Annotated in this window: 24 protein-coding genes; 8 read left to right on the forward strand and 16 right to left on the reverse strand. The window is 32.1% G+C overall.

The window, feature by feature from the left end:
• Positions 1 to 188 precede the first annotated feature (188 nt).
• From gldA to EV195_RS12985, 10 genes are all read right to left on the reverse strand, one after another.
• On the reverse strand, positions 189 to 1,088 hold the full coding sequence (gene gldA, locus EV195_RS12940) for a gliding motility-associated ABC transporter ATP-binding subunit GldA (RefSeq protein ID WP_132795387.1): 900 nt from the start codon (positions 1,086 to 1,088) through the stop codon (positions 189 to 191).
• A gap of 52 nt (positions 1,089 to 1,140) precedes the next feature.
• A complete protein-coding gene (locus tag EV195_RS12945) occupies positions 1,141 to 1,629 on the reverse strand; it encodes a dihydrofolate reductase (protein WP_132795388.1) in 489 nt (162 codons plus the stop codon).
• A gap of 16 nt (positions 1,630 to 1,645) precedes the next feature.
• Entirely contained in the window at positions 1,646 to 1,828 is a 183-nt protein-coding gene (locus EV195_RS12950; RefSeq protein WP_132795389.1) for a hypothetical protein, read from the reverse strand.
• Positions 1,829 to 1,911: 83 nt separating this feature from the next.
• Positions 1,912 to 2,736, reverse strand: coding sequence for a thymidylate synthase (locus EV195_RS12955; RefSeq protein ID WP_132795390.1), 825 nt, complete (start codon positions 2,734 to 2,736; stop codon positions 1,912 to 1,914).
• Positions 2,737 to 3,048: 312 nt separating this feature from the next.
• Complete coding sequence (locus EV195_RS12960; RefSeq protein WP_132795391.1) at positions 3,049 to 3,240, reverse strand: hypothetical protein; 192 nt, start codon at positions 3,238 to 3,240, stop codon at positions 3,049 to 3,051.
• A 320-nt stretch (positions 3,241 to 3,560) separates the two neighbouring features.
• Positions 3,561 to 3,920, reverse strand: coding sequence for a hypothetical protein (locus EV195_RS12965; RefSeq protein ID WP_132795392.1), 360 nt, complete (start codon positions 3,918 to 3,920; stop codon positions 3,561 to 3,563).
• Positions 3,921 to 3,952: 32 nt separating this feature from the next.
• Positions 3,953 to 5,695 (reverse strand): nucleoside transporter C-terminal domain-containing protein, encoded by a 1,743-nt coding sequence (locus EV195_RS12970; RefSeq protein WP_132795393.1) that lies wholly within the window; start codon positions 5,693 to 5,695, stop codon positions 3,953 to 3,955.
• A gap of 14 nt (positions 5,696 to 5,709) precedes the next feature.
• Positions 5,710 to 6,315 (reverse strand): bifunctional nuclease family protein, encoded by a 606-nt coding sequence (locus EV195_RS12975; RefSeq protein ID WP_132795394.1) that lies wholly within the window; start codon positions 6,313 to 6,315, stop codon positions 5,710 to 5,712.
• A 146-nt stretch (positions 6,316 to 6,461) separates the two neighbouring features.
• Positions 6,462 to 7,415 carry an electron transfer flavoprotein subunit alpha/FixB family protein gene (locus EV195_RS12980; protein ID WP_132795395.1) on the reverse strand — a complete coding sequence of 318 codons (954 nt, stop codon included), beginning with the start codon at positions 7,413 to 7,415 and terminating at the stop codon, positions 6,462 to 6,464.
• Positions 7,416 to 7,485: 70 nt separating this feature from the next.
• Entirely contained in the window at positions 7,486 to 8,226 is a 741-nt protein-coding gene (locus EV195_RS12985) for an electron transfer flavoprotein subunit beta/FixA family protein (RefSeq protein WP_132795396.1), read from the reverse strand.
• A gap of 192 nt (positions 8,227 to 8,418) precedes the next feature.
• On the opposite strand from EV195_RS12985, the gene EV195_RS12990 reads away from it, so the two are divergent.
• The 4 genes from EV195_RS12990 to EV195_RS13005 all read left to right on the forward strand — a co-directional run bounded on the left by EV195_RS12990 (position 8,419) and on the right by EV195_RS13005 (position 15,080).
• Positions 8,419 to 9,399: a pyruvate dehydrogenase complex E1 component subunit beta gene (locus EV195_RS12990; RefSeq protein WP_132795397.1), complete on the forward strand. Its 981-nt coding sequence runs from the start codon at positions 8,419 to 8,421 to the stop codon at positions 9,397 to 9,399.
• An 81-nt stretch (positions 9,400 to 9,480) separates the two neighbouring features.
• The gene (locus tag EV195_RS12995) at positions 9,481 to 12,018 is read left to right on the forward strand and encodes a DUF5686 family protein (protein ID WP_132795398.1); all 2,538 of its coding nucleotides are present in this window, start codon (positions 9,481 to 9,483) and stop codon (positions 12,016 to 12,018) included.
• A gap of 95 nt (positions 12,019 to 12,113) precedes the next feature.
• Positions 12,114 to 12,641, forward strand: a complete 528-nt coding sequence (locus tag EV195_RS13000; RefSeq protein WP_132795399.1) for an inorganic diphosphatase — start codon at positions 12,114 to 12,116, stop codon at positions 12,639 to 12,641.
• A 111-nt stretch (positions 12,642 to 12,752) separates the two neighbouring features.
• A complete protein-coding gene (locus EV195_RS13005; RefSeq protein WP_132795400.1) occupies positions 12,753 to 15,080 on the forward strand; it encodes a sodium-translocating pyrophosphatase in 2,328 nt (775 codons plus the stop codon).
• A 53-nt stretch (positions 15,081 to 15,133) separates the two neighbouring features.
• Here EV195_RS13005 and EV195_RS13010 read toward each other — a convergent pair whose 3' ends face one another.
• Positions 15,134 to 15,592 carry an Lrp/AsnC family transcriptional regulator gene (locus tag EV195_RS13010; RefSeq protein ID WP_132795401.1) on the reverse strand — a complete coding sequence of 153 codons (459 nt, stop codon included), beginning with the start codon at positions 15,590 to 15,592 and terminating at the stop codon, positions 15,134 to 15,136.
• Between the two features lie 158 nt (positions 15,593 to 15,750).
• On the opposite strand from EV195_RS13010, the gene EV195_RS13015 reads away from it, so the two are divergent.
• Positions 15,751 to 16,968 (forward strand): aminotransferase class I/II-fold pyridoxal phosphate-dependent enzyme, encoded by a 1,218-nt coding sequence (locus EV195_RS13015; RefSeq protein ID WP_132795402.1) that lies wholly within the window; start codon positions 15,751 to 15,753, stop codon positions 16,966 to 16,968.
• Positions 16,969 to 17,118: 150 nt separating this feature from the next.
• Here the strand turns inward: EV195_RS13015 and EV195_RS13020 are convergent, their stop codons facing one another.
• Positions 17,119 to 18,207 (reverse strand): metal-dependent hydrolase, encoded by a 1,089-nt coding sequence (locus EV195_RS13020; protein ID WP_243693124.1) that lies wholly within the window; start codon positions 18,205 to 18,207, stop codon positions 17,119 to 17,121.
• A 23-nt stretch (positions 18,208 to 18,230) separates the two neighbouring features.
• On the opposite strand from EV195_RS13020, the gene nhaC reads away from it, so the two are divergent.
• A complete protein-coding gene (gene nhaC, locus EV195_RS13025; protein WP_132795403.1) occupies positions 18,231 to 19,715 on the forward strand; it encodes a Na+/H+ antiporter NhaC in 1,485 nt (494 codons plus the stop codon).
• On the opposite strand, the gene EV195_RS13030 is transcribed toward nhaC, so the two are convergent.
• Positions 19,716 to 19,961 (reverse strand): hypothetical protein, encoded by a 246-nt coding sequence (locus tag EV195_RS13030; RefSeq protein WP_132795404.1) that lies wholly within the window; start codon positions 19,959 to 19,961, stop codon positions 19,716 to 19,718.
• A gap of 1 nt (position 19,962) precedes the next feature.
• On the reverse strand, positions 19,963 to 21,924 hold the full coding sequence (locus EV195_RS13035) for a putative porin (protein WP_132795405.1): 1,962 nt from the start codon (positions 21,922 to 21,924) through the stop codon (positions 19,963 to 19,965).
• A gap of 70 nt (positions 21,925 to 21,994) precedes the next feature.
• On the opposite strand from EV195_RS13035, the gene EV195_RS13040 reads away from it, so the two are divergent.
• Positions 21,995 to 22,600: a ribonuclease HII gene (locus tag EV195_RS13040; protein WP_132795406.1), complete on the forward strand. Its 606-nt coding sequence runs from the start codon at positions 21,995 to 21,997 to the stop codon at positions 22,598 to 22,600.
• Positions 22,601 to 22,741: 141 nt separating this feature from the next.
• On the opposite strand, the gene EV195_RS13045 is transcribed toward EV195_RS13040, so the two are convergent.
• Positions 22,742 to 23,269 carry a hypothetical protein gene (locus tag EV195_RS13045; RefSeq protein WP_132795407.1) on the reverse strand — a complete coding sequence of 176 codons (528 nt, stop codon included), beginning with the start codon at positions 23,267 to 23,269 and terminating at the stop codon, positions 22,742 to 22,744.
• Positions 23,270 to 23,328: 59 nt separating this feature from the next.
• On the opposite strand from EV195_RS13045, the gene EV195_RS13050 reads away from it, so the two are divergent.
• Positions 23,329 to 24,378 carry a nucleoid-associated protein gene (locus tag EV195_RS13050; RefSeq protein WP_132795408.1) on the forward strand — a complete coding sequence of 350 codons (1,050 nt, stop codon included), beginning with the start codon at positions 23,329 to 23,331 and terminating at the stop codon, positions 24,376 to 24,378.
• A 174-nt stretch (positions 24,379 to 24,552) separates the two neighbouring features.
• Here the strand turns inward: EV195_RS13050 and EV195_RS13055 are convergent, their stop codons facing one another.
• Positions 24,553 to 25,725: a hypothetical protein gene (locus EV195_RS13055; protein ID WP_132795409.1), complete on the reverse strand. Its 1,173-nt coding sequence runs from the start codon at positions 25,723 to 25,725 to the stop codon at positions 24,553 to 24,555.
• Between the last annotated feature and the right edge of the window lie 55 nt (positions 25,726 to 25,780).

Raw genomic sequence — 25,780 nt, forward strand, 5'->3', positions numbered from 1 at the left:
GTGAAGTTTAAAAGCGATAAGCGATTAAACTTTGTATCGAGAAGTGCTTGTGAGTTCTAAACTCGTTCTCGATACAAAATTGTTTTTCACTCTGTTTCAATCAATTTCACTTGAACAGACATTGAGTGTAGTTTGTTGTCATTGCGAATGAAATGAAATGTAGTGAATCAATCTCTCTACTAACAGAATTACTTAGTAGAAGTCAACTCTCTGAACAACGTCTCTAAATTTTTGTTTTCCGAGTTGAGCTCTAAGATTTTTAAGCCGTGTTCTTGAGCAAAGTCGAAAAGTTTCGGACGCATATCTTCTTCAGTTTCGAAGGTTAATATCCAAGAATTGTCGTAGTTATTTTTAATTGCTGAGATATTTGCCAAACGTTGTAAAAATTGCTCTTCAATTTTATAATCGAAACCAACTTTAATAACCTGTTGATTGCTGTCTTTTAACTCTGAAAGTTTTTTATCAATAACAATTTCACCGTTGTTAATAATTATTACACGATCACAAATAGCTTCTACCTCTTGCATAATATGGGTAGAAAGTAATACTGTTTTATTCTTTCCTAATTCTTTAATTAAAGAACGGATTTCTACTAACTGATTTGGGTCTAATCCTGTAGTTGGTTCATCTAAAATTAAAACCTCCGGATTGTGTAAAATAGCCGCAGCTAAACCCACACGTTGACGGTATCCTTTTGAAAGTTGATTGATTTTTTTATGTGCTTCTTTGTCTAAACCAACTTTATTAATGACTTCTGAAATACTTTCTTTTTGTATCTTATGAATATCGGCATGAAACAACAAATATTCTTTAACATACATTTCTAGATATAAAGGATTGTGTTCTGGAAGATATCCAATACTCTTTCTAGATTCAATACTATTAGAAATTACATCAATATCGTTAACAGAAACAGAACCTTCAGTAGGTTGAATATAACCTGTTAGGATTTTCATAGTGGTAGATTTTCCAGCTCCATTAGGGCCAAGAAAACCAACTATTTCTCCTTTCTTAGCAGAAAAAGAAATATTGTTAACCGCTTTTTGATTTCCGTATGTTTTGGTAACAGATGTAAGTTGAATAGACATTTAGTATTATCATTTCTGCAAAGGCAGGAATCTTTTTTAGGTTAAACTCTATTTATCTTCTTTCGTATGTAACGAAACTAAAATCGTATTTATTTTTTTCGTCAGCTTTAAAATCTTCCCTAGCTACTTCTTTCCATATAGCTTTATCTATTACTGGAAAAAACACATCGGCATCAAAGTTCTCATGAACAATAGTAATGTCTAATCTTTGAACTAGGTTGTTTTCTATGGCTTGTTTATAAATTTGTGCGCCTCCAATAATAAAAATTTCATCATCATTTTTAGCAAGCTCAATAGCTTCTTCAATACTACTGGCAATTAAACATCCGTCTTTAAAATAAGTGTTGTTACGAGTAATAATTACGGTAGTTCTATTTGGTAGCGGTTTGCCAATACTTTCAAAAGTATTTCTACCCATTAGAATATGATGACCAGAAGTAACCTTTTTAAAACGTTTTAAATCTGCAGGCAAATGCCAAATTAAATCGTTGTTTTTTCCTAGTTCGTAGTTTTTACCGATTGCGGCAATAATTGTAATCATATAAGTAGGAGGAGGGTTACATATTTTTAACCCATTCTTTTATATACCCTGTTAAATCTCTTTTGTCTGTAACTTGGTCTATAGTTTTAGAATGAATATTGGTGATAATCGTTTTAATAGCTTGTAATACGTTTTCATCATCTATTTCAGCTACGATATCGTATATCTCTTCTTTAATTGTGTCAATTTCAGCTAGCATATTATAATATAGTTGTTTGATTACTAAATTAGTTAGAATTTGAAAATCTGAAAGTCTAAATTTGATAAAAGAACGTTAAAAAATTACACTGCTACAACACCTTTAATGTGTGGATGCGGATTGTAGTTTAACAATTCAAAATCATCAAAAGTAAAGTCTTCAATATTTTTAATGGCTGGATTAATTTTCATAGTAGGCAAAGGTCTAGGATCTCTAGATAACTGTAATTCCAATTGCTCCATATGATTATTATAGATGTGAGCATCGCCAAAGGTGTGGATAAATTCACCTGGTTCATATCCACAAACTTGAGCAACCATCATGGTAAATAAAGCATAACTTGCAATATTGAACGGTACTCCTAAAAAGATATCAGCACTTCGTTGATATAATTGGCAAGAAAGTTTTCCATCAGCTACGTAAAACTGAAAGAAAGCATGACATGGAGGTAAAGCTGCTTTACCTTCAGCAACATTATCAGAAAACGATTTTGAGGTATCTGGTAATACGCTTGGATTCCATGCAGATACTAACATTCTTCTACTATTAGGATTACTTTTTAACGTTTCAATCACATCTTTTAGCTGATCGATTTCATCATTATTCCAATTTCTCCATTGATGTCCATAAACAGGGCCTAAATCACCATTTTCATCTGCCCACTCGTTCCAAATACGTACGCCATTTTCTTGTAGATATTTTACGTTAGTATCACCTTTTATAAACCAAAGTAGTTCGTAAATTATCGATTTTAAGTGTAACTTTTTGGTTGTTACCATTGGAAATCCTTCGCTTAAATCAAAACGCATTTGATATCCAAAAACACTTTTTGTCCCTGTGCCAGTTCTATCACCTTTTTCATTTCCGTTTTCTAAAACGTGTTTCACTAAATCTAAATACTGCTTCATGTATCGTCTTAATTTTGGGTAAAAATAAAAAAGCATCAACAAAAAAAGTTGATGCTTTTAAAATTGTTTTCAGTAAGTTATTAACTGTAAACTAAGCCCAGATACATTGACCAAATCCTTGGCAATAACCGTAGTCACAAAATTCAAACGTTGCATTTATACGAATACAGCACATATTATTTCCTTTACAATATGGTCTTGAAATAGCTCCGTTAATTTCACTTTGCTCTTTTTTACTAAGCACTTTAAATCCGTTAAGGTTTTTTAAATTTTTCATGTTAAAGATTTATTTTGGTTGATTAATTCTATAGTTTAAGCCCAGATGCATTGACCATTACCCATGCAGTATCCATAATCACAAAACTCAAAGCCTTGTTGAGTTCTAATACAGCATTGTCTTGGGCCACCACAGTAAGGTCTGTTGTAAAAAGCCGCTCCTTCGATTTTACTTAATTCATTTTTAGATAAAATCTTTACACCTTCTAAGTTTTTTAAATTCTTCATGATTGTTTTGGTTTATTTAGTAAGTGTAGTTAATAAATACACTTACAGAGGTTAATTAAATAAGTTACAATGGAAGTTATACTTTACCTGAAAGCATTGCAATAAACTCTTCATGTTTCTAAACAAAAAGTATCATAGTTTATTGAGTTGCAAATGAAAAATTGTTTTTTTGTTTTTGTAGGAGTGGGAAATGCTGTTAAACACGGACGTGTTTATAAGTGAAATACATTTTTTCATTTTATAAGGTTTTTTTCGAGGTGGTATAAATATATTAAAAAAAACCAATAAAAAAAGATAAGTGTTAATAAATCAGATGACTATTAAAACAAAAGTATTGCGATCAATCCCATAGCTAAAGCGATCATTCCCATTTGAAAAATTAAAGAGAAGCTAATTTTAACTACTTCTTTGTCTTCTTCTCTAATGATTGCTTTTAATTTATCAGCAACAACGATACCTGCAGTTGCATCGAAAGCGCCTAATAAAAAGGTAGCAGTTAAAGCAGCTGTAAATCCGATGTTATTGTGAATGTATACACCAAATGTCCCGTAGATTACAAAAGAACCAAAAGCCCACCAGACATATTCAAAACCTAAAAATCTAGACAATAAGGATCCTACTACGTCATATATGAAGACGACGATAAATCCAATCAAAGTTATAGTGATTAGTGATTCCACAATATTGGGGGTTTTTGTGTTTAAATATGTTCTTATCCTATAATCATACCGGCAATTGTAGCCGACATTAATGATGCAATTGTTCCACCAATTAGAGCTTTCATTCCAAATTCAGATAAGGTTTTTCTTTGGCCTGGAGCTAAAGAACCAATTCCTCCGATTTGAATACCAATTGAGGCAAAATTTGCAAACCCACATAACATGTAGGTTGCCATAATAACGGATTTATTATATGTTAAGTGTGTAGCACTAGCAACATTTTTAAGTTCCGCTAATTGAATGTATCCAACAAACTCACTTGCAGCAAGCTTAATTCCTAATAATTGTCCCATTAAAGCAGTGTCTTCTCCAGCAACACCAATCAGCCACATTAAAGGAGCAAAAATATATCCTAAAATAAATTGTAGAGATAATTTATCGTATACTGTTCCCTGCGCTATGTGTTCATTAATAGAAGTGAAATGCCAATTAAAATATTCGATTCCATCAAAACCACCAATACCACCCAGTATTCCATTAATCATTGCTATAAAAGCAACAAATACTAATAACATAGCACCTACATTCATCGCCAATTGTAATCCTTCAGTAGTTCCATTGGCAATAGCGTCTAAAATATTTGAACCAATTTTCTCAGAGGAAACATTTACATCGGTATTTACTTCTTCTGTTTGTGGATATAAAATTTTTGAAATGACAATTGCACCAGGTGCAGCCATTACAGAAGCTGCTAATAAGTGTTTTGCATAAAGAAGTTTTAACGTTTCGTCATCGCCACCTAAGAAACCTATATAAGCAGCCAAAACAGCACCAGCAACTGTAGCCATTCCGCCAATCATTACCAAAAGCATCTCAGAGCGATTCATTTTTTCTAGATACGCTTTAATTAATAAAGGAGCTTCAGTTTGTCCTAAGAAAATATTTCCTGCTACTGATAGACTTTCAGCTCCAGAAATTTTTAAAACTTTAGATAATGACCAAGCCATTATTTTTACCACCTTTTGAATAACACCCAAGTAAAATAATAATGACGTTAGGGCAGAGAAGAAAATAATAGTTGGGAGTATTTGGAACGCAAAAATAAAACCAAATGAATTCATATCTGATACTAAGCCGCTAAATAAAAACTCACTACCAGCCTGTGTGAATTCAAGAATCATAACGAACCCTTTTCCAATAAAATCGAATATAGCTTGAACAAAAGGAATTTTTAAAACACCAATTGCTATTAACAATTGAATTGCTAAACCTAATCCTACGGTTTTCCAGTCAATATTTTTACGGTTTGAACTAAACAAAAAGGCAATAATTAGTAAAACAACCATTCCAAGTACTCCTCTGTAAAAACTTTGAAAAGTAAATCCTTGGCTTGCTATGATTTCGTCTTTTTTAACGATTTCTTGTTCAGTTTCAACAGGAGTAGCAGTTGAATTGTCAATAAAGTTATATGTAATGTCTCCTTCTGATATCGTTAATTTGTCAGCAGTTAACTCAACAACATTATAGTATCTAACAGTATCATTAGGTTTTGTATACTTAAAAATTAATAAGTTATTTTGAGAGATGTAATTTCCGTAAGCGTATAAACTATCTTTACTTTCAAGAAAGTATGAAAACTTGCCTTCTTCAAGTTTGAAATAATCACCTTTATTTATTGTTAGCACATCTTCTTTGTTGAAGTTTTCAATAGAAGAGAAATTCCAGTTTTTTTCAATAGATTGAGCATTCACTACTATTGAAAAAAATATAAGTAGTATCGAAAAGAATTTTTTCATGTTGTTACGCAGGTTTAAGAGCGTTTGTCTATTTCATCTCTAATTTTAGCTGCCAATTCATAATCTTCATTATTAACAGCTTCGTGTAGTTTTGTTTCTAGTTCGCTTAAAGAAAAATCAGAAAAATCATCAGTTTCATTTAATTCTATGTCAGGAATCAACTCTATTTTTTCTAATTCCTCATCATCTTCGTTAAACTTTTCTTCAGCTTTTAAATAAATCCCAGCTTTATCTAATATGTTTTCGTATGTAAAAATAGGTGTTTGAAAACGAACAGCTAAAGCAATAGCATCTGATGTTCTTGCGTCGATTGATTCTTCTATTCCATCTCTTTCACAAATTAAACTAGAAAAGAAAACACCATCCACTAATTTGTGAATTATTATTTCTTTGAGTTGAATTTGGAATTGTTCAGCGAAAGTTTTGAATAAATCATGTGTCAAAGGTCTTGGAGGACGTATTTCTTTTTCTAAAGCAATTGCTATAGATTGTGCTTCAAAAGCGCCAATAATTATCGGTAAAGTACGAGTTCCTTCCATTTCACTAAGAACAAGTGCATAAGCACCGCTCTGAGTTTGACTATATGAAATTCCTTTAATAGTTAATCTTACTAAGCTCATGTATCTATCTTCCTACAAAAAAAGCGGTCTCAATTAGACTGCTTTAGCGTGCCACAATTTAATAAAAAATATGGTATGGAAAGTCTTTAGAATAAAAAACCTCAAAAGAATACAATCTTTTGAGGTTTCTAAATATATTTGACTTATTAAGCCTGTTTAAAAGCTTTTAATTTTTCAATAAGTTGAGGTACTACTTCAAAAGCATCACCAACAATACCATAATCAGCAGCTTTAAAGAAAGGAGCTTCAGGGTCGTTGTTAATCACTACTTTTACTTTAGAAGCGTTTACTCCTGCTAAATGTTGAATAGCTCCTGAAATACCAATTGCAATATACAAGTTTGAAGCTACTGGTTTTCCAGTTTGTCCAACATGCTCACTGTGTGGTCTCCAACCTAAATCAGAAACTGGTTTAGAACATGCAGTAGCTGCACCTAAAACTTCAGCTAATTCTTCTACCATTCCCCAGTTTTCAGGGCCTTTTAATCCGCGACCAGCAGAAACAACAACATCTGCATCTGCAATTGTTACTTTTCCACTTGCTTTGTTAATTTCAACTGATGATACACCTAACTCTGGTAATGAAGCATCAAAGTTTTCAGTAGAACCAGAAACAGCATTTTCATGAGCACCGTAAGAATTCTTAGCTACTCCAATTACTCTTTTGGTAGTAGTAATTTCAGTATTATTAAATCCTTTGTTTGAGAAAGCTTTACGTTTTACAACAAAAGGACTAGTGCTACTTGGTAAATCAACAACGTTAGAAGCATAACCAGCTTCTAAGCTAACAGCTACTAAAGGAGCAACAGTTAATCCGTTTACACTTGAATCTATGATTACAGTGTCGGCACCTTGCGCTTCACTAGCTTGTTTGATGATTGCTGCATATCCTTTTGCGTTAAATGATTTTAAATCATTTTTTACTTCAACAACTTTTTCAGCACCGTAATTATATAATTCAGATGCATCTCCACTGTTTATAGTCAAAGCAACAACATTAGTACCTAATTGTTCTGCTACTTTTTTTCCGTATGAAACAACTTCAAAAGCTGTTTTTTTAAATTTTCCTTCCGATGAATCGGCAAAAACTAATACAGACATACTTTTAATTTTTTTAGAATTTTAGTGGATGGTTTTTATGCGCATCCACTAAAATATTTTGATTTTAAATTTAAATTGCTTTTGCTTCGTTGTGTAATAAGTTGATTAAATCATCAACATTATCAACTAATTTAACATCACCTTTTGGTGCTGGTTTTTCAAATGTTTTTGTCGAAGTAGAAGCACTTACTCCAGAAGCTTCAACAACACTTAAAGGCTTTTTACGAGCCATCATGATTCCTCTCATGTTAGGAATTCTCAAGTCTTTTTCTTCAACAATACCTTTCTGACCAGCAACTACCATTGGTAACGTAGACGTTACTTTTTCTTCTCCTCCATCAATCTCTCTCTTCAATGTAACATTGCTGCCTTCAACTTCAATTCCTACACAACCATTAACGAAATCATACTCTAATAAAGAAGCTAACATACCAGGTACCATTTGACCGTTATAATCAGCAGATTCTTTACCAGCTAAAACTAAATCGTAACCACCGTTTTTAACAACTTCAGCTAATTCTTTTGCTACTAAAAAACCATCAGTAGGTTCTGCGTTTACTCTAATCGCATCGTCTGCACCAATTGCAAGTGCTTTTCTCAAAGTTGGTTCTGTTTCAGTTCCTCCTACATTAACTACAGTTACCGAGGCACCTTGCTTTTCTTTAAACCACATTGCACGAGTTAAACTAAATTCATCGTATGGATTTATTACAAATTGAACACCGTTTGTATCAAACTTAGTGTCGTTTTCAGTAAAATTGATTTTTGAAGTGGTATCAGGTACATGACTGATACATACTAATATTTTCATATAGGTTTGTTTTAAAAACACTTAATTTCGAGCCACGAATTTAAACAATTTTTTTCATTTATTATGCATGCATAATAAATTTATAATAAAAAATACACTTAAAATAGATGATTTTAACATTCTGTTAATTCCGTTACTAGTAATTTTTTTACTTTTGCAAATTGAATAAACAACTACTAGAATAAAATACATATGAAAACAGTACAATTTAGAGAAGCTATTTGCGAAGCAATGAGTGAAGAGATGCGTCGTGATGAAAGTATTTATCTAATGGGAGAAGAGGTTGCTGAGTACAATGGTGCGTACAAGGCAAGTAAAGGAATGTTAGATGAGTTTGGTCCAAAACGCGTTATTGATACTCCGATTGCAGAGTTAGGTTTTGGAGGAATTGCTGTAGGATCTGCAATGAACGGAAATAGACCAATTGTAGAGTATATGACATTTAATTTCTCGTTAGTTGGAATAGATCAAATCATTAACAATGCAGCTAAAATTCGCCAAATGAGTGGTGGGCAATTCAATTGTCCAATCGTTTTTAGAGGTCCAACAGCTTCAGCGGGTCAATTAGCAGCAACACACTCACAAGCTTTTGAAAGCTGGTTTGCTAACTGTCCAGGATTAAAAGTTATTGTTCCTTCTAACCCATATGATGCTAAAGGATTATTAAAGGCAGCAATTAGAGATGATGATCCAGTTATTTTTATGGAATCTGAGCAAATGTATGGTGATAAAATGGAGATTCCTGAAGGAGAATACGTTTTACCAATTGGTGTTGCTGATATCAAGAGAGAAGGAACTGATGTAACAGTGGTTTCTTTTGGGAAAATTATTAAAGAAGCATACAAAGCTGCAGACGAATTAGCAAAAGAAGGAATTTCTATTGAAGTTATCGATTTAAGAACTGTTCGTCCAATGGATCATAAAACGATTTTAGAATCGGTTAAAAAGACAAATAGATTAGTTGTTTTAGAGGAAGCATGGCCATTTGGTAGTGTAGCTTCTGAAATTACTTTTAGAGTTCAAGACGAAGCATTTGATTATTTAGATGCTCCGATAAAAAGAATCACAACAGCAGATACTCCTGCGCCTTACTCACCAGTTTTATTAGAAAAGTGGTTACCTAATGCTCAAGATGTAGTAAATGCAGTAAAAGAGGTAATGTATATCAAGTAAGGTATTGATAATTAGAGAGATGATAATTGTTGAAAATCCTTTTAGTTCTAAACTAAAAGGATTTTTGAAGTAAAAAAACCTATGAAATTAAAAATAACAGCGCTACTCCTTTTTACGAGTTTACTATTAAATGCGCAATTGACATTAAGAGGGACGGTGGTTGACGAGTATGATAATCCTTTACCTTTTGTAAATATTTATATTAAAGGAACTACTGAAGGAACTACCACAGATGATGAAGGAAGGTTTGCATTCAGAACCAAAAAGAATCGAGGAACTTTAGAAATTTCATTTGTAGGTTTTCAAACACAAACAATTAAAGTTACTAGAAAAACCAAATATCTAAACATTGTTCTAAAAGAAGGTACCGATGTTTTAGAAGAGGTTATTGTGGTTACAAAGCCTAAAAATAGGTTGAAGAAAAAGGAGAATCCTGCATACCGCATTTTAAAAGAAATCTGGAAAAGAAAAAGAAAAAATGGTGTTGATTTAGTTGATCACTATCAGTACAAAAGACATAAAACTATTGAAATTGGTCTTAATAATTTAGATACTGCATTCATACAAAGTATTTTTAAAGATCAATACAAACAAGCTATCAAAGAGATTCAATATGATAGTGATGGAATTAATTATTATATTCCAATATATCTTAGCGAACAAGTATCAAAAATTTATGGGAACAATAAGTCCGATAAAGAAAGAGAAGATATAATAGCTGAAAAAGCTGAAGGGTTAGGAGCACAAGGTTTTGTTTTTGATAGAATGGCAATGACGTTTCAAAACATTGATGTGTTTAGAAATAATATTACGCTTTTACGTAAATCGTTTGTGAGTCCTTTATCTACAGATGGTTTTGCAACATATGACTATGTTTTATATGATAGTGTTGTAAATAACGACAAGAAGCTGTATAATATCTACTTCTTTCCAATCCGTGATCAAGATTTAGCGTTCAAAGGAAATTTTTGGGTAGCAGATAAAGATTTTACCATTAAAAAACTTAGAATGCAAGTGGTAAAAGGTGCCAACCTGAATTTTGTAAGAGGATTAACGTTTCAAAAGGAATTTGATGTTAGAAATGATAGTATTTACATTCCTACTAAAAATGTTTATGAAGGAGATTTTACATTTTTAGATAAGAACGACGCTAATAAAGGCTTAACAATAAAGAAGACAATTAATTATGAAGATTATTTGTTAGATAAGCCTTTGCCAGATACTTTCTATGATTTTCAACCGCAAAAGATTCGCCCAGATCAATATTACAAGTCTGATGAATATTGGAAAAATGAGCAAAAAGAAGATAATAATGATACTTATAAACTAATTACTTCAGTTAAGAGTAAAAAGAGAATTAAAAAAATCACTGGTTTTATCAATACTATTTCAAGTGGTTATATCAATATAGGTCCGTTAAACCTTCAACTAGGTCCTTTTTGGACAGCGTTGGCTAATAATGAAGTTGAAGGATTAAGAACAAGAATAGGTTTTAGAACATTTAAAACTAAAGATGATCGTTTTAGATTAGCAGGTCATGTAGCATACGGTTTTAAAGACAAAGAGTTTAAATATGGTTTGGAAGGAAAATATTTACTTTCTTATCAACCAAGAATTGCTGTAAGTGCAGCATATCAGAAAGATGTCGAGCAATTAGGTAGTTCTTTGTTTAACACCACTCAATTACTAGGAAATACTTTTGGGTCTACTGCTTTATTTTCAAGAGGGAATAATTTCTTCTTGTCTAGTGTAGAAAAATATGCTACAAACTTCGATTATTCTATACATAATAATCTTAGAATAGGATTTAATTTATCTCATTCAACAATAAGATCGGCAAGTCCAGAGAATTTTTCAGTTAGTTATAGAGAGAATCCAGGAGATGCAAATTTTGTTTCTTCTGTTACTGATGTTGCTTCAGATATGTACATATCGTTTACTCCAGGAAGATTTGTATATGGTTTAGGGGTTGAACAGCGTTATGGAAGAAATGTATTCCCAACCATAGTTGTAAATTATCGTCATGGTTACAAAGGAGTATTAAATGGAACGCACGACTATGATAAAATTCAAATTAAATACAATCAACCTATTTTATTAGGTAAGTTTGGGTTGTTAGACACTACAGTTGAAGGTGGAAAAACTTTTGGAGAAGTTCCAGTTTCTTTGATGAATGTTATACCAGCAAACCAATCTTTTTCTTTGGTTCCTAATACATTTTCATTGTTAAACTTCTATGATTTTGTAACAGATACGTATGTATCAACGCATTTAGAGCATCATTTTAACGGTTTTATTTTAAATAGAATTCCATTAGTTAGAAAACTAAACTTACGAAGTTTGTTAACGTTTAGAGCTGCATACGGAACGGTTTCAGATGCGAACAGAGCTTTAAATGATGGTGTTGTAAATACAGCAGGAATTCAGAATATTCAATACAATGCCCCTAATAAAGTGTATTATGAATATGGTTTCGGATTTGAAAATATTGGTTACGGAAACCTTCGTTTTTTAAGAGTAGATGCTATTTGGAGAAGCGATTATAATGCACCAGCAAATAGTATTGCGGTTCCAACTCCTAAGTTTGCAATAAGAATTGGAATTAAACCAGGATTATAATCGTTATTTAACCAAAAAATAACCCATAAAGTTCATGGATAAACTCTAATTTATCCGTAATTTTGCAAACCGATTTTTGAAACGAATTAAAAGATATGACGGCTAAAGAGAAACAAACTGTTGATGTATTAATAGAGATACCTAAAGGAAGTAGAAACAAGTATGAGTACGATTTTGATTTAAAGAAAATTCGTTTTGATAGAATGTTGTTTTCTTCAATGATGTACCCAGGTGATTATGGTTTTATTCCTGAAACGTTAGCGTTAGATGGAGATCCATTAGATGTTTTAGTATTAGGTGCTGAACCAACGTTTCCAATGTGTGTTATGGAGGTAAAGCCTATCGGAGTTTTCCACATGGCAGATGAAAAAGGACCAGACGAAAAAATTGTTTGTGTACCAGTTTCAGATCCAATATGGAACAAATACAATGATTTATCAGATTTAAACCCACACCGTAAAGAGGAAATTACGCACTTTTTTCAAGTTTATAAGGATTTAGAAAAGAAAAAAGTTGACGTAGGAGGATGGGGAGATGCAGATGAAGCATACGACATTTTAGATAAGTGTATCGCTCGTTACCAAGAAAGCGATCACAAAGTAAAAGGAGACTACAAAATTTAAGATTCCTGATTATAAAATATTCAAGCTCATTACATATGTAATGAGCTTTTTTTGTTTAGAAGATGATTTTGTTATATTTAGGGCAACAAACTAATCAAATAATTATAAATTATGGAATCAAACATGGTGTTTTTGCCAATAATATTGGCTGTTTTAGGGTTGATTTTTATGTTCATTAAAATGTCTTGGGTAAAAAAACAAGATGCAGGAGATGAAAAAATGAAATCAATTTCAAAAAGTATTAAAGAAGGAGCGTTAGCATTTTTAAATGCAGAATATAGGCTCCTTTTAATATTTTCAATAATAGCATCGGTAGCACTATTCGTTATATCTCAACTTGTGGAAACAACACATTGGATCATTGTAATTGCTTTTATTATTGGAGCAATCTTTTCTGCGTTAGCTGGTAATATAGGTATGAGAATAGCAACAGATGCAAACGCTCGTACAACTGAGGCAGCTAAGACAAGTTTACCAAAGGCCTTACAGGTTTCTTTTGGCGGAGGAACAGTAATGGGACTTGGAGTAGCTGGTTTAGCAGTTTTAGGATTAAGTCTTTTCTTCTTATTATTCGTTGCAATGTTTGTTACAGGAGAAGGAAGTTTTTATGATGAAATGACTGTTGCTTTAGAAGCTTTAGCTGGATTCTCATTAGGAGCTGAAAGTATTGCTTTGTTTGCTAGAGTAGGAGGAGGGATTTATACAAAAGCAGCTGATGTTGGAGCTGATTTAGTAGGAAAGGTTGAAGCAGGTATTCCTGAAGATGATCCGAGAAACCCAGCTACAATTGCTGATAATGTTGGTGATAATGTAGGAGATGTAGCAGGAATGGGAGCTGATTTATTCGGAAGTTATGTGGCTACAGTTTTAGCTGCAATGGTATTAGGAAATTATTTAATTAGAGATATGTCTTCTGTAACTCCATTTACAGATGCTTTTAATGGAATGGGACCTATTTTATTACCACTGGTAATTGCAGGAGTTGGAATTGTTGCTTCTATCATAGGAACATTTTTAGTAAAAATCAAAGATAATTCAGCAAAAGAAGCTGAAGTACAAAAAGCATTAGACTTTGGTAACTGGGCATCTATAATTATTACATTAGTAGCAAGCTGGTTTTTGATTCGTTGGATGCTACCAGAAACATTACAAATGAATTATTTTGGAGAAGGATTAAAAGAAGTACCTTCTCGTCATGTGTTTTATTCATGTATGATTGGATTAGCAGTAGGAGCGTTAATTTCTGCTGTAACTGCTTACTATACAAGTCTTGGTAAAAAACCAGTTTTAAATATTGTAAAAAATAGTTCTACTGGAGCAGCAACAAATATTATTGCTGGGTTGGCAGTAGGGATGAAGTCTACATTCTTATCTGTTATTTTATTCGCAGCAGCCATTTATGGATCGTATGCTTTAGCTGGATTTTATGGAGTTGCTTTGGCAGCGTCAGCAATGATGGCAACTACAGCAATGCAATTAGCTATCGATGCCTTCGGACCGATTGCGGATAACGCAGGTGGAGTTGCAGAAATGAGTGAGTTAGAGGATCATGTGCGTGAAAGAACAGATATTTTAGATTCTGTAGGAAATACTACTGCGGCTGTAGGAAAAGGATTTGCAATTGCTTCTGCGGCTTTAACAGCTTTGGCTTTATTTGCTGCATATGTTACATTTACTGGTATCGACGGAATTAATATTTTCAAGGCAAATGTATTAGCAATGTTGTTTGTAGGAGGAATGATTCCTGTAATCTTCTCTGCATTAGCAATGGAATCTGTGGGTAAAGCTGCTATGGAAATGGTACAAGAAGTTCGTAGACAGTTTAGAGAAATTCCGGGAATTATGGAAGGAACTGGAACACCAGATTATGCAAAGTGTGTTGATATTTCTACAAAAGCGGCATTGAAAGAGATGATTTTACCTGGTTTAATCACCATTATTACACCAATTATCATCGGACTTTTGTTTGGAGCTGAACCATTAGGTGGTTATATGGCTGGTGTTTGTGTAAGTGGAGTTATGTGGGCTATTTTCCAGAATAATGCTGGTGGTGCTTGGGATAATGCTAAAAAATCTTTTGAAGCAGGAGTTGAAATCAATGGAGAAATGACTTTTAAAGGTTCTGATGCTCATAAAGCTGCAGTTACTGGAGATACAGTTGGTGATCCATTTAAAGATACTTCTGGACCATCGATGAATATCTTAATTAAATTGACTTGCTTAGTAGGTTTAGTAATTGCACCAATTTTAGGGGGTCACTCGGCGAATACGCATAAGAATGCTAAAGAAATCAGAGTAGAGATGAAAGATGCTGGCGGTGATCAAGTAGAGGCTAAAATTACAGTTAAAACTACTGAAAACGGTGAAACGAAAACGGAAGTTAAAGAAGTGAAAGGAACCGATGAAGAAGTAAAAAAAGAAATAGAAAAACACGAATAGAAATAGAAACTCTAAATGATAAGCATAAAGCCATTGTGAAAGCAATGGCTTTTTTATATGCTAATTTTTGCTGTATTTTTTACTTCTCCAATCATAAAGGAACTTTGCGTACTACCAATGTACTTTATAGTAGTGAGTTTGTTTACCATAAATTCGCGGTATTCTTCCATGTCTTTTACATAAATTTTAAGAACATAATCGTAATCTCCACTAATATGAAAACATTCAGAAACTTCATCTAGTTTTAGAATTTCACTTTCAAATACTGATAAGTATTCACGTGAATGTTGAATTAACTTTACCTGGCAGAAAACAATAAAGGATTTGGCAACTTTCTTAGGATCAACTAGGGCGATATAATTAGTAATTACTTTCTCGCGTTCGAGTTTTTTTATCCGTTCAAATACTGCTGTTACAGATAAGTTTAATAAGAGTGACAATTGCTTATTGGTACGTTTACTGTCTTCTTGTAAAAGATTAATCAATTTTTTATCCGTAATGTCAAGTTTCATTTTTGAAAATATTTCTATAAAGTTATGTTTATTTTGAATAAAAATGAATATAAAACTATTAATAATGTTAATTAAAGAATTAAAAACTGTATTTCATGTATAATATTGAAATTATTTAATCTTTTATGTTGTTTTGAGTAAACAAAAACTAAATTCTAATGAAATTCAAACCAGCTAATAAAATTCAAGATTTACAATATTTTGGTGAGTTTGGTGGTGTAAACCCATCAATATCTGATTCATCAACCTATACTTTTTTATCTGCAAAAACAATGTTCGATACATTTGAAGGAAATGCAGATGGATGTTATTTGTACTCTCGTCATACTTCTCCTTCCAATTTATACTTAGGAGAAGCATTAGCAGAAATGGAAGGAACAGAGACAGCCAATGTAGCTGCTTCAGGAATGGGAGCAATTACTCCTGTATTGTTACAATTATGTGGAGCAGGTGATCATATTGTTTCAAGTAGAACTATCTATGGAGGAACCTATGCTTTTTTGAAAAACTTCACTCCAAAATTAAATATTGATACAACTTTTGTAGATATTACAAAATTAGATGTTGTAGAAAATGCAATTACTGAGAAAACAAAAGTATTGTATTGTGAATCTGTAAGTAACCCTTTATTAGAAGTTGCAGATATTAGTGGATTAGCAGCATTGGCAAAAAAGCACAATTTAAAATTGGTGGTAGACAATACATTTTCACCATTATCGATTGCTCCAGCTCAATTAGGAGCAGATGTTGTTGTACACAGTTTAACTAAGTTTATCAATGGTTCTTCAGATACGGTTGGAGGTGTAGTTTGTGGTACTCAAGAATTTATTAATGATTTACGAAATGTAAATGATGGAGCATCCATGTTATTAGGTTCTACAATGGATAGTTTACGCTCAGCATCTATTTTAAAGAATTTAAGAACATTGCATATTCGTATGAAGCAGCATAGTAAAAACGCTATGTATTTGGCATCCAAGTTTGAAGAAGATGGTTTAAAAACAGTATACCCTGGGTTGTCTTCTCATCCATCACATGAATTATTTGCTTCAATGATGAATGAAGAATACGGTTATGGAGGCATGTTAACGATTGATGTAGGTTCTTTAGATAAAGCCAATGAATTGATGGAGTTAATGCAAAATAAAAATTTAGGATATTTAGCAGTAAGCTTAGGTTTTTATAAAACATTATTTTCAGCTCCGGGATCATCTACTTCTTCTGAAATTCCAGAGGATGAACAAGCAGAAATGGGATTAACGGATGGCTTGATTCGTTTTTCAATTGGTTTAGACAATGATATCGAACGAACTTATGAAATGATGAAAGCCTGTATGAAAGAAGTTGGAGTTTTAAAGGAAGAAAGCTTAGTTTAAGAAAATAAACAACAGTCTTTATGTCAACCTGAGCTTATTTCAGGTTCTCATCAGAACTAATAAAATTTATAATATTGAGGTTCCGAAATAAATTCGGAATGACATTTTTTTATTTAACGATATTTAGGTCTAAGTTTTTTCTTAGACCTTTTATTTCCCTTTCATTCGTTCCCAAATAGCATTAATTAAATCTGAAGGAGAAGTGTCTTTGAAACGTTCAGCATCATTTTTATATTCCCAGCGTTTTCCGTTTTTATAAAGCCTAAAACCAAAAACAGAGCTACTATTACCTTCGTTTTTTAATAAAGGATAACGTAAATCATTGTATCTAAACTCTCCATCAGATAAGGAGGCTAAGTTGTAATAGCTATTACTAAACCAAGCTAGCTTTTTTAAATCGTTATGAGACATATCCAAAAGATTGTGGTTTTTTGGAACTGAGACAATATCATTAATAGTTGAACTGCTATCTAATAAAGAATAGTAAGCAACTTTATAATCATCTTCAGTTTCAGCAACTCCATACCACAAAATATTATTCAAAATCGAAGGTTGAACACTAAAGCGTGAATATTCAATTCCTGCTTTCTTAAACGATTTTTTAAAAACATTATCTACATAAAGTTTATTGAAGACTGTTAGTAGCATATAAAATGAACTTATATAAAGACCAGCTTTTAACCACCAATTACGTTTAGTAGTTCCTCTTTTATAAAACATCAAAACAATTAAACTAATTAAAAAAGGTAGTGTATATAAAGGATCAGCAACAGCAATGTTATTAAAAGCAACTCTATAATCTGAAAATGGTAGAAATAATTGAGTTCCATACGGAGTAAAACAATCGAGAATTGGATGAGTGAAAATGGATAAGAAAAATAACCAAATCCAATCTTTCTGGGTAGTGGTGTTTTTTCTTTTCCCGATATTGTACAGGAGGTAAAAAAGATACCCAAATATGAAACTACCTATAATTGCGAAAGGTATAGAATGCATAAAGCCTCTATGAAATAGCAATTGATCTATGGTGTTAGAATAGAAAACACGTCCCATAAAAACATCCAAGTCAGGAATTGTACCTCCAATAGCGCCAAATAACAAGGCTTTATTTCCAATTTTTTTACCAAGAGCAATTTCACCACAAGCAGCTCCTAGTACAATTTGAGTTAATGAATCCATAATCCCTGCAAATGTAGCAATTGGTTTTAACTTGCGTAAGTCTTTACAAAATCGTAACATTACAATCCAAAATAAATCAATAAATGCAAGAGACTAACAACGATACAGAGATTCAAATTCAAGATCAAAAAATTCAACAAAACAAAAATCTATCTATATGGGAAGCATTAATTCCTGTGATTGCGTTAATTGCAATGTTGGCGTATAATGTATATGTTTTTGGAGACGATGCTTTAAGTGGAAGTAATCAATTTGTTTTATTAATTGGAGGAGTGGTAGCTGCTATAGTTGGTTTTAGAAATAAAGTAAGTTTTCAACTAATGATGGACGAAGTTGCTGAGAGTGTTAAATCTACAGCAAGTGCTATTTTGATTCTGTTGATGGTTGGAGCTTTGGCAGGAACTTGGTTAATAAGCGGAATTATTCCTTCAATGATTTATTACGGATTACAGGTGCTAAATCCTACTATTTTCTTAGTAGCGTGTTTAATTATTTGTGCAGTAATTTCAGTTGCAACCGGAAGTTCTTGGACAACCGCTGCTACCGTAGGTATTGCATTGATAGGAATAGGAGGAGCGTTGGATATTTCATTAGGTATGACAGCCGGAGCTGTTCTGTCAGGAGCCTATTTTGGTGATAAAATGTCGCCAATGTCTGATACTACTAATTTAGCTCCAGCTATGGCCGGAACGGATTTGTTTACTCATATTAAGTATATGGCTTACACAACAATTCCAACATTTGTGATAACGTTTATTTTCTTTTTAATATTAGGGTTTACTCAATCTGCTACAGGAGAGGCAAATACAAGTCAAATGCTAGCTGATATTGATAAAGCATTTAATATTTCTCCTTGGTTGTTTTTGGTGCCAATTGTTGTAGTTGTGTTAATTATTAAGAAAACTCCACCATTAATTGCACTATTAGCAGGAACAATTTTAGGTGGAATTTTTGCACTTATTTTTCAGCCTCAAGTGGTAGCGCAAGTTGCTGGAGTTGAAAAATTGGATTTTAATTCTGCTTACAAAGGAGTTATGACAGCAATTACAGTAGACACTTCTGTGGCAACTGAAAATGAAGTATTGAAAGGTTTGTTTACTGCTGGAGGAATGAAAAAGATGCTAGGAACCATATGGTTAATTTTATGCGCAATGGTTTTTGGTGGGATAATGGATGCTATTGGAGCTTTAGCAAAAATAAGTAGCTTTATGTTAAATTTATTTGATAGCGTTTTTGGATTATTTGCGAGTACAGTGTGTACTTGTATAGGATTAAATGTTACTGCTTCAGATCAGTATTTAGCGTTAGTAGTTCCAGGAAAAATGTATGCGAAAGCCTTTGAAGATAAAGGGCTGGCTCCTGAGAATTTAAGTAGAACCCTAGAAGATTCTGGAACGGTGACTTCAGTGTTAATTCCTTGGAATACATGTGGAGCGTATCATTCGGGAGTATTAGGAGTTCCTGTTATTGATTATGCTTTCTATGCAATGTTTAATTGGTTAAGTCCTTTTATGACGTTAATCTTTGCAGCTTTTAGAATTAAAATTAGACAGTTAACAACGAAGTAATTATTTTTTAGATACCCTAGAAAAAATATGTAATGCCGTCGATGTTAGCAATAATATCCACGGCATTCCGTGTAAAAAGGTGTCAAACAAATCCATTGGTTTCATCGCTTCATTTCCGCTAAAAGCATTTCCTCCAGCTATCCATTTTAGTTTACCCCAAATATGAGGTTCTTTAAAAGGAGCTAATCCTAAAGATAAACTAGCTATTAAAAATAGTAGCCACGATTTTTTTAAGGATTCTTTCATGTTAAATAAACCAATTCCAAACTACTCCAAAGCGAATAGACATATCTCTGTAAGGATAATTTGGAGCTGAGAAATAATTTTTTTCTAAAAAATTTGAGCTAATGTTATCTATTTTGAAGAAGATTCGTGTTCTTCTTACTTTGGCATTAAAAAATACATCTAAAGTTGGGAATCCAATCTCTGTATCGTTTTGAAGTATAAATTCTCCTAATAATGGGTTGTAGGCATTTGCTCTGTAATTGGTAAAGTATTTAAACGTAGCTCCAATTTGAACTTGTAAAGGATTGCCCTTAAACCAATGATCTGAATAGTATAAGGTATTCCTAGTCACAAATTCTGGAACTCTAAATACATCACTACCACTAGAAACATTTTGATACATTATTGTATTATCTAAAGCAAACTTTTTGAAGAATTTAAACTCTTTATTGGCTTTTACTTTTAAATAGGTAATTGAGCCATTATATTGCTTAGGAAGGCTGTCTGTATCAAAGTAAACATAATCTTCAATATTAGTAAAGTCTACACTTGCATTTCCCCATTTAGAATTAAAAGAAAAACCAATATTTCTAGTGTCTATATTAGTGAAATCATTTTCCCAGTTGTATTTGTTATAAACACTTTGAAAGAACTGTTGATTAAAATTAGGAGCTTTTGATAACAATAGTAAAGAGGCTTTTACTTTAAAAACACTATCCTTTTCATAAATTGCTTCCCCATTTAAATGATTGCCAGCTAAATGGCCACTTCCAGGAGTAACCATGGCATTAGCGTTTACTTTAAAGTTTCCAATCCTACCATTCCAATCTGCTCCTAAACCAATAGCGTCGCCAATTAAACGTTTTTTAGTTATATTAATATTGTTAACATTACTGTTGTAAATAGTGTCATAACCATAATTTACAGTGGTGTAGTTAGCTTTTACTCGAAATCTACCCAGAACATATTTAGAATTGAACTCTAAATATCCTTGATTGTTTATCAATCTATAATCGCTAGATTCTCTTAGTTCACCATTTGCTTTACTAGCTTCTCCAAAAATACTAGGTGTTATTGCTCCTTGTTCAAACGTGAAAAATTTCTTTTCATAATGTAGTTGATGTCCAACTTTTAGATTACTAAAATTTTTAGTATTGGTGCTATCTTTACTATCAAATAATTTAAAATTATGGTCTAAATAAAAACGAGTTCCATCTAATAAACTTTCAGCATTATCTAAATTTACATCTAATCTTCCTCTATCAGTAAAATTTGGATCATCATTAATAAAATTTTGTAAAGATTCAGGAGTTAACCCACCACTTTCTTCATTCGTAAAATCTTGGGTTGTTAAATGTGTTTTTAAGTTATATTGATCTTTCGGAGTGCTGTATGTAGCTGTAGCTCTAAAGTTACCCGAGCTAGACAAGGAACGTCTATATTGTCCTAATGATCTTAATCCTCTGTAAGCAAAACTTAGGTTTAGTCTTTTGGATAAATTAAACGTAAAAATAGCATCTAATACTTGTCCTTGTTCCTGTCCCGTTTTATACATTATTTGAGTAGTAGGAGTTGGAACTCTGTAATAATCAATATCGCTAATGTTAAGGTAGTTAAACTGTTTAGCGGAAAAACCTATATCTGGAAATTGAGAAAGATCTCTAAAATTATATCCTAAGGAGTTAAAAGTCTGTCCTTGATTATGAAAAGCCAATAACTCAAAGTTATCTTTTCTTCTAAAATTGTGTTGATATTCTTTCTGAATTGTCAGTGTAGTATCTATATATGAGGTGTCTCTCTTTATATTGATGACTTTATAATCGGTAAATTTGGTTTTACCCAATAACTTTACACTAATTTCATCATTAGCCAAAGAGTCAACACCTCTGTTTCCTCCTCTAGCAAAACCTCCGTTAACTGTTCTAAACTGAGCTTGAACACTTAAACAAGTTAAAAAAAATGTTAGTATGAAAAATTGTTTCATAAAGGCAAATGTAAAATAATAAAACGAAAATAAATGTGAATCTTATCTACGAAAACTGTTAATTTGTGTTATGCTACAATTAAACTACAGCGGATTTACTTTAGAGGCAGGAACTGACGAAGCGGGAAGAGGTTGTTTGTCGGGACCAGTAGTAGCCGCAGCAGTAATTTTACCTGAAGATTTTGAGCATCCTTTTTTAAATGATTCCAAACAATTATCTGAAAAAAAAAGAAATGAGCTTCGATTTTTTATTGAGGAGCACGCACTTTCATATGCCGTTTCTTTTATACATAATGAAGAAGTAGATACGTTAAATGTTTTGCAAGCGTCTATCGAAGGAATGCATCGGTCAATAGCTGGATTAAATACTGTTCCTGAGTTTATTATTGTTGATGGAAACAAATTTAAGCCGTATAAAGAAATTCCTCATGAAACTATTGTTAAGGGTGATGCAAAGTTTCTAAGTATTGCCGCAGCTTCTGTGTTGGCCAAAACATATAGAGATGAATTCATGGAGAAAATTCACGAAGAGTTTCCAATGTATAATTGGAAAAAAAACAAAGGATATCCAACAAAAGAGCATAGAGAAGGTATTAAAGTGCACGGACCGACTAAATATCATAGAAAATCTTTTAAACTGTTACCGGATCAATTAACAATTAATTTTAAATATTAACTTTTCTATAACATTTTTTATAGCTTGATATTTAGGGGTTTACTTACATTTGTCGCTCGGACGATGAACCTTTATAATAATCCCTATTATAACATGTGCGGCAAGCATAATCATTTACTGGTGATAAGTTGCCGCATTTTTTTATTTTGATTTTACTCCAACAAAGTGATCCGATTTCAACTTAAATAATATATTAAAAGTGGTTAAACTTCCATAAATTCTAGTGATGTACTGTTGTAAATCTATTTTGTCTTGATCATCTAACGTTTTACTAGCATTAATTTTTTGCTCCATTACTCGAATACGATCTCTAACCATAACAATTTTATGAAAGAATGTATCTATAGGAATTTCTTTAGAAGCTAAGTTAGAATCAGAAGGTTCTATAATTAATTTTCCTCCTTTAAATTTATCTGAAATAGGAACAACCTCAGAAACATCGCTCCATTGTTTTAAAATTTTACGTAACGAAGATTCTACTTCATAAAAACTTACTGTATCTACTTCATTTTCTACAGCTTCAATGGTTTCAAACTCATCATTTAAAGTAATAGTTTCCAAGCCATTTTCTTGAAAGGTAACCCAGTAATGTTTATTGTCAACATTAGTAACAACACCAAATCCATATTCAGGATGATTAATTCTTGATCCTATACCTAATAATTTCATAAATCAACTATTTTATACGACACTAAAATACGTATTTTTGTTGCCTAATTTTTAGAAAGATGATCAAAAGAACTCGTGTAGAAATTTCAAAATGTATAATTCACAAAGTAGCAAATAAATACAATAGCGGAAGCAATTCTTTTTCTGAGAGTTTAGTCCGTTTTGATGAAGAGAGCTATGAGTTGTTAGTTCCTTTTTTATTAAAACCATTTGGAGGAGTTACTCAGAGTTATCGTTTTAATCATCATGCCGATATTCGTCTGAACGAAATTAATAATTACACTTCTCAGATTTTTGAAGATGAAGAAACCTTTATTGAAAATTCTAAGAATATTGTAAATCATTTATATGAACAATCTAACTCAGCCCAAATTAAAACTGGAGATGTTTTAGTAGTTCTTTTCGAAGGAATTGAATATAAAGATGTATTAACTGAGGCTGTAGGAATTTTTAAAATAGAAAATAAAGTAGATTTTTTCCAAACCTATTTAGATGATGATAGTTTTGATGTGGTTGTGCAAAAAGGTATTTCTACTAAAAGATTAGATAAAGGATGTTTAATCTTAAATTCTTCGGATGCAGAAGGAACAGTTGTTTTATCTGTAGATAATAATAACTATGATGCACAATATTGGATTAAAAATTTCTTAAACGTTAAATATGCAGATGATAGGAACTTGCACACGCAACATTACTTAGAGTTGTGTAGAGATTTTTCTGAGGAAATTATCAAGCCAGAATTTGGTAAGCATGAACAAGGAAACTTTTTAGCAAATACGGTTGACTATTTCAAAGAGCACGAGAGTGTAGATTATCATACATTCAAAGATGAGATTTTCGAAGATGAGAAGCATAAAGATATGTTTGAAGATTACAAGAAACATTTTGAAAAGTTAAATGATGTATTAGTTAGAAATAACTTTGAAGTATCTGATATTGTTTTAAAGAAGGAAAAGGGGAAATTAAAAACAGAAATTAAACTGGATACTAATATTCAAATTAAAATTGATATTGATGCTCCTGATGCCGCTTCGGAATATCTAGAAAGAGGTTATGACGAGGATAAGAAGATGAAGTTCTATAAAGTGTATTATAACGCAGAGAAATAGTTTTGTTTGAAGTTTATAAATTGGAATTCCTGAAGAAATTAGGAATCTTTTTTAATCCAAAATAAAACGTCATTGCGAGGAATTAACGACGAAGCAATCTCACTTTCGATTAGTAGATTGCTTCATTTTATTCGCAATGACGTTTATAAGTTTTATCCTTACTTAAGAAAGTGCTTATTTTTTAGCGTCAATTAACTTTTTTACTAAAGCTTTTAGCTCATCAATTTCTTTACCTTGCTTTTCAATAGCTTTTTCTTGTTGAATAGTATATAAAGTTAACTCCTCTACTTTTTCTAAAAGCTTTTTATTCATTTCACCTAATTCGATTCCGTTTTCAGAAACTTCTTCTGCTGATGGAATATTAGCTAAGTGCCCTTTTTCTTGTATGTGTTTTTCAACTTCTTGTAAAGTTGGTAATTTATATGCACTTGTAAATACATAATCTGGCCAAGTAGATTGTAATTTAACGGTAACTTCTTCGGTAATCATTTTACCAGTAACAGCTAGTTTAAACCCTGAAGGAATATTGGTTGTTCCAATACCTACATTAGCATTTTTGTCTAAAACTATTCCGTGCGAATTTGAACCTACATTGGTTTTTCTTGTAATATATAAATTACCGTTAGCATTAGAAAGACCAATTTCAGCAGCACCATCTGTTAATACATTGTCTGTTTTATAGTTTGGTGTTCTAAACTGAATATAAGAATGAGAAGTACCTGTGCCTGTATAGTGTGAAGCATCAAGTTCTACTCCAACATTTCGTAAAGTACTATTGTTGCTTATGTCCATGTTATGACTTGGATTAGAAGTTCCAATACCTACATTACCTCCAGTAAAGCTAATATTTCTGTTAACTCTATTGATATCAATAACATTGTAGTAATTATTTGAATATTGGACTCTGTGTATAACGTTGTTGTTTGTGTTATCCCACTTAATCTCATAGGAAGCTGCGTCTTCATTTGTAGGCATAGATAATCTTAATGCTACTTTATCTGTTTCAGATTTTATATCTAAGATAGAATTAGGAGCTGTTGTACCAATACCAACATAACCGTTAGGTTTAAAAACCATATAAGTCTCATTATACGCTTTACCTATATATCCATAATTAAATGAAGCAACACCATTTTGTGAAGAACCAAAGGCACCAAAACTTATAAAATTATCTCCTAATTCATTGGCTATACTAAAACCTCGTGCCCAACCTCCATTATAACTAGGAAAGTTCATATTCATTTTAATACCATTTGCGGGGTTGCTAAGGCCTATTTTAATATTTTCATCTTGTGCATTAGTAATAACAGAACTAACCATAGCAATAGCTATAAGTATCTTTTTCATAAACTTAAAATTAATAATTTAACGGCTGCAAATGTATAATTAACAGATGAATAAG

The sequence above is a fragment of the Tenacibaculum skagerrakense genome, assembly GCF_004345825.1.
GTDB classification, from domain to species: Bacteria; Bacteroidota; Bacteroidia; order Flavobacteriales; family Flavobacteriaceae; genus Polaribacter; species Polaribacter skagerrakensis.

What these genes read in the sequence shown, in the direction of transcription:
- EV195_RS13005 (WP_132795400.1), top strand. Translation starts at nt 12,753, where the DNA reads ATGGAATCAAACATGGTGTTTTTGCCAATAATATTGGCTGTTTTAGGG.
- EV195_RS12970 (WP_132795393.1), bottom strand. Translation starts at nt 5,695, where the DNA reads ATGAAAAAATTCTTTTCGATACTACTTATATTTTTTTCAATAGTAGTG.
- nhaC (WP_132795403.1), top strand. Translation starts at nt 18,231, where the DNA reads ATGCAAGAGACTAACAACGATACAGAGATTCAAATTCAAGATCAAAAA.
- EV195_RS13015 (WP_132795402.1), top strand. Translation starts at nt 15,751, where the DNA reads ATGAAATTCAAACCAGCTAATAAAATTCAAGATTTACAATATTTTGGT.
- EV195_RS12990 (WP_132795397.1), top strand. Translation starts at nt 8,419, where the DNA reads ATGAAAACAGTACAATTTAGAGAAGCTATTTGCGAAGCAATGAGTGAA.
- EV195_RS12980 (WP_132795395.1), bottom strand. Translation starts at nt 7,415, where the DNA reads ATGTCTGTATTAGTTTTTGCCGATTCATCGGAAGGAAAATTTAAAAAA.
- EV195_RS12950 (WP_132795389.1), bottom strand. Translation starts at nt 1,828, where the DNA reads ATGCTAGCTGAAATTGACACAATTAAAGAAGAGATATACGATATCGTA.
- EV195_RS13040 (WP_132795406.1), top strand. Translation starts at nt 21,995, where the DNA reads ATGCTACAATTAAACTACAGCGGATTTACTTTAGAGGCAGGAACTGAC.
- EV195_RS12995 (WP_132795398.1), top strand. Translation starts at nt 9,481, where the DNA reads ATGAAATTAAAAATAACAGCGCTACTCCTTTTTACGAGTTTACTATTA.
- EV195_RS13020 (WP_243693124.1), bottom strand. Translation starts at nt 18,207, where the DNA reads ATGTTACGATTTTGTAAAGACTTACGCAAGTTAAAACCAATTGCTACA.
- EV195_RS13000 (WP_132795399.1), top strand. Translation starts at nt 12,114, where the DNA reads ATGACGGCTAAAGAGAAACAAACTGTTGATGTATTAATAGAGATACCT.
- EV195_RS13050 (WP_132795408.1), top strand. Translation starts at nt 23,329, where the DNA reads ATGATCAAAAGAACTCGTGTAGAAATTTCAAAATGTATAATTCACAAA.
- EV195_RS13035 (WP_132795405.1), bottom strand. Translation starts at nt 21,924, where the DNA reads ATGAAACAATTTTTCATACTAACATTTTTTTTAACTTGTTTAAGTGTT.
- EV195_RS13030 (WP_132795404.1), bottom strand. Translation starts at nt 19,961, where the DNA reads ATGAAAGAATCCTTAAAAAAATCGTGGCTACTATTTTTAATAGCTAGT.
- EV195_RS12955 (WP_132795390.1), bottom strand. Translation starts at nt 2,736, where the DNA reads ATGAAGCAGTATTTAGATTTAGTGAAACACGTTTTAGAAAACGGAAAT.
- EV195_RS12975 (WP_132795394.1), bottom strand. Translation starts at nt 6,315, where the DNA reads ATGAGCTTAGTAAGATTAACTATTAAAGGAATTTCATATAGTCAAACT.
- EV195_RS12945 (WP_132795388.1), bottom strand. Translation starts at nt 1,629, where the DNA reads ATGATTACAATTATTGCCGCAATCGGTAAAAACTACGAACTAGGAAAA.
- EV195_RS13045 (WP_132795407.1), bottom strand. Translation starts at nt 23,269, where the DNA reads ATGAAATTATTAGGTATAGGATCAAGAATTAATCATCCTGAATATGGA.
- EV195_RS12960 (WP_132795391.1), bottom strand. Translation starts at nt 3,240, where the DNA reads ATGAAGAATTTAAAAAACTTAGAAGGTGTAAAGATTTTATCTAAAAAT.
- EV195_RS13055 (WP_132795409.1), bottom strand. Translation starts at nt 25,725, where the DNA reads ATGAAAAAGATACTTATAGCTATTGCTATGGTTAGTTCTGTTATTACT.
- gldA (WP_132795387.1), bottom strand. Translation starts at nt 1,088, where the DNA reads ATGTCTATTCAACTTACATCTGTTACCAAAACATACGGAAATCAAAAA.
- EV195_RS12985 (WP_132795396.1), bottom strand. Translation starts at nt 8,226, where the DNA reads ATGAAAATATTAGTATGTATCAGTCATGTACCTGATACCACTTCAAAA.
- EV195_RS13010 (WP_132795401.1), bottom strand. Translation starts at nt 15,592, where the DNA reads ATGAAACTTGACATTACGGATAAAAAATTGATTAATCTTTTACAAGAA.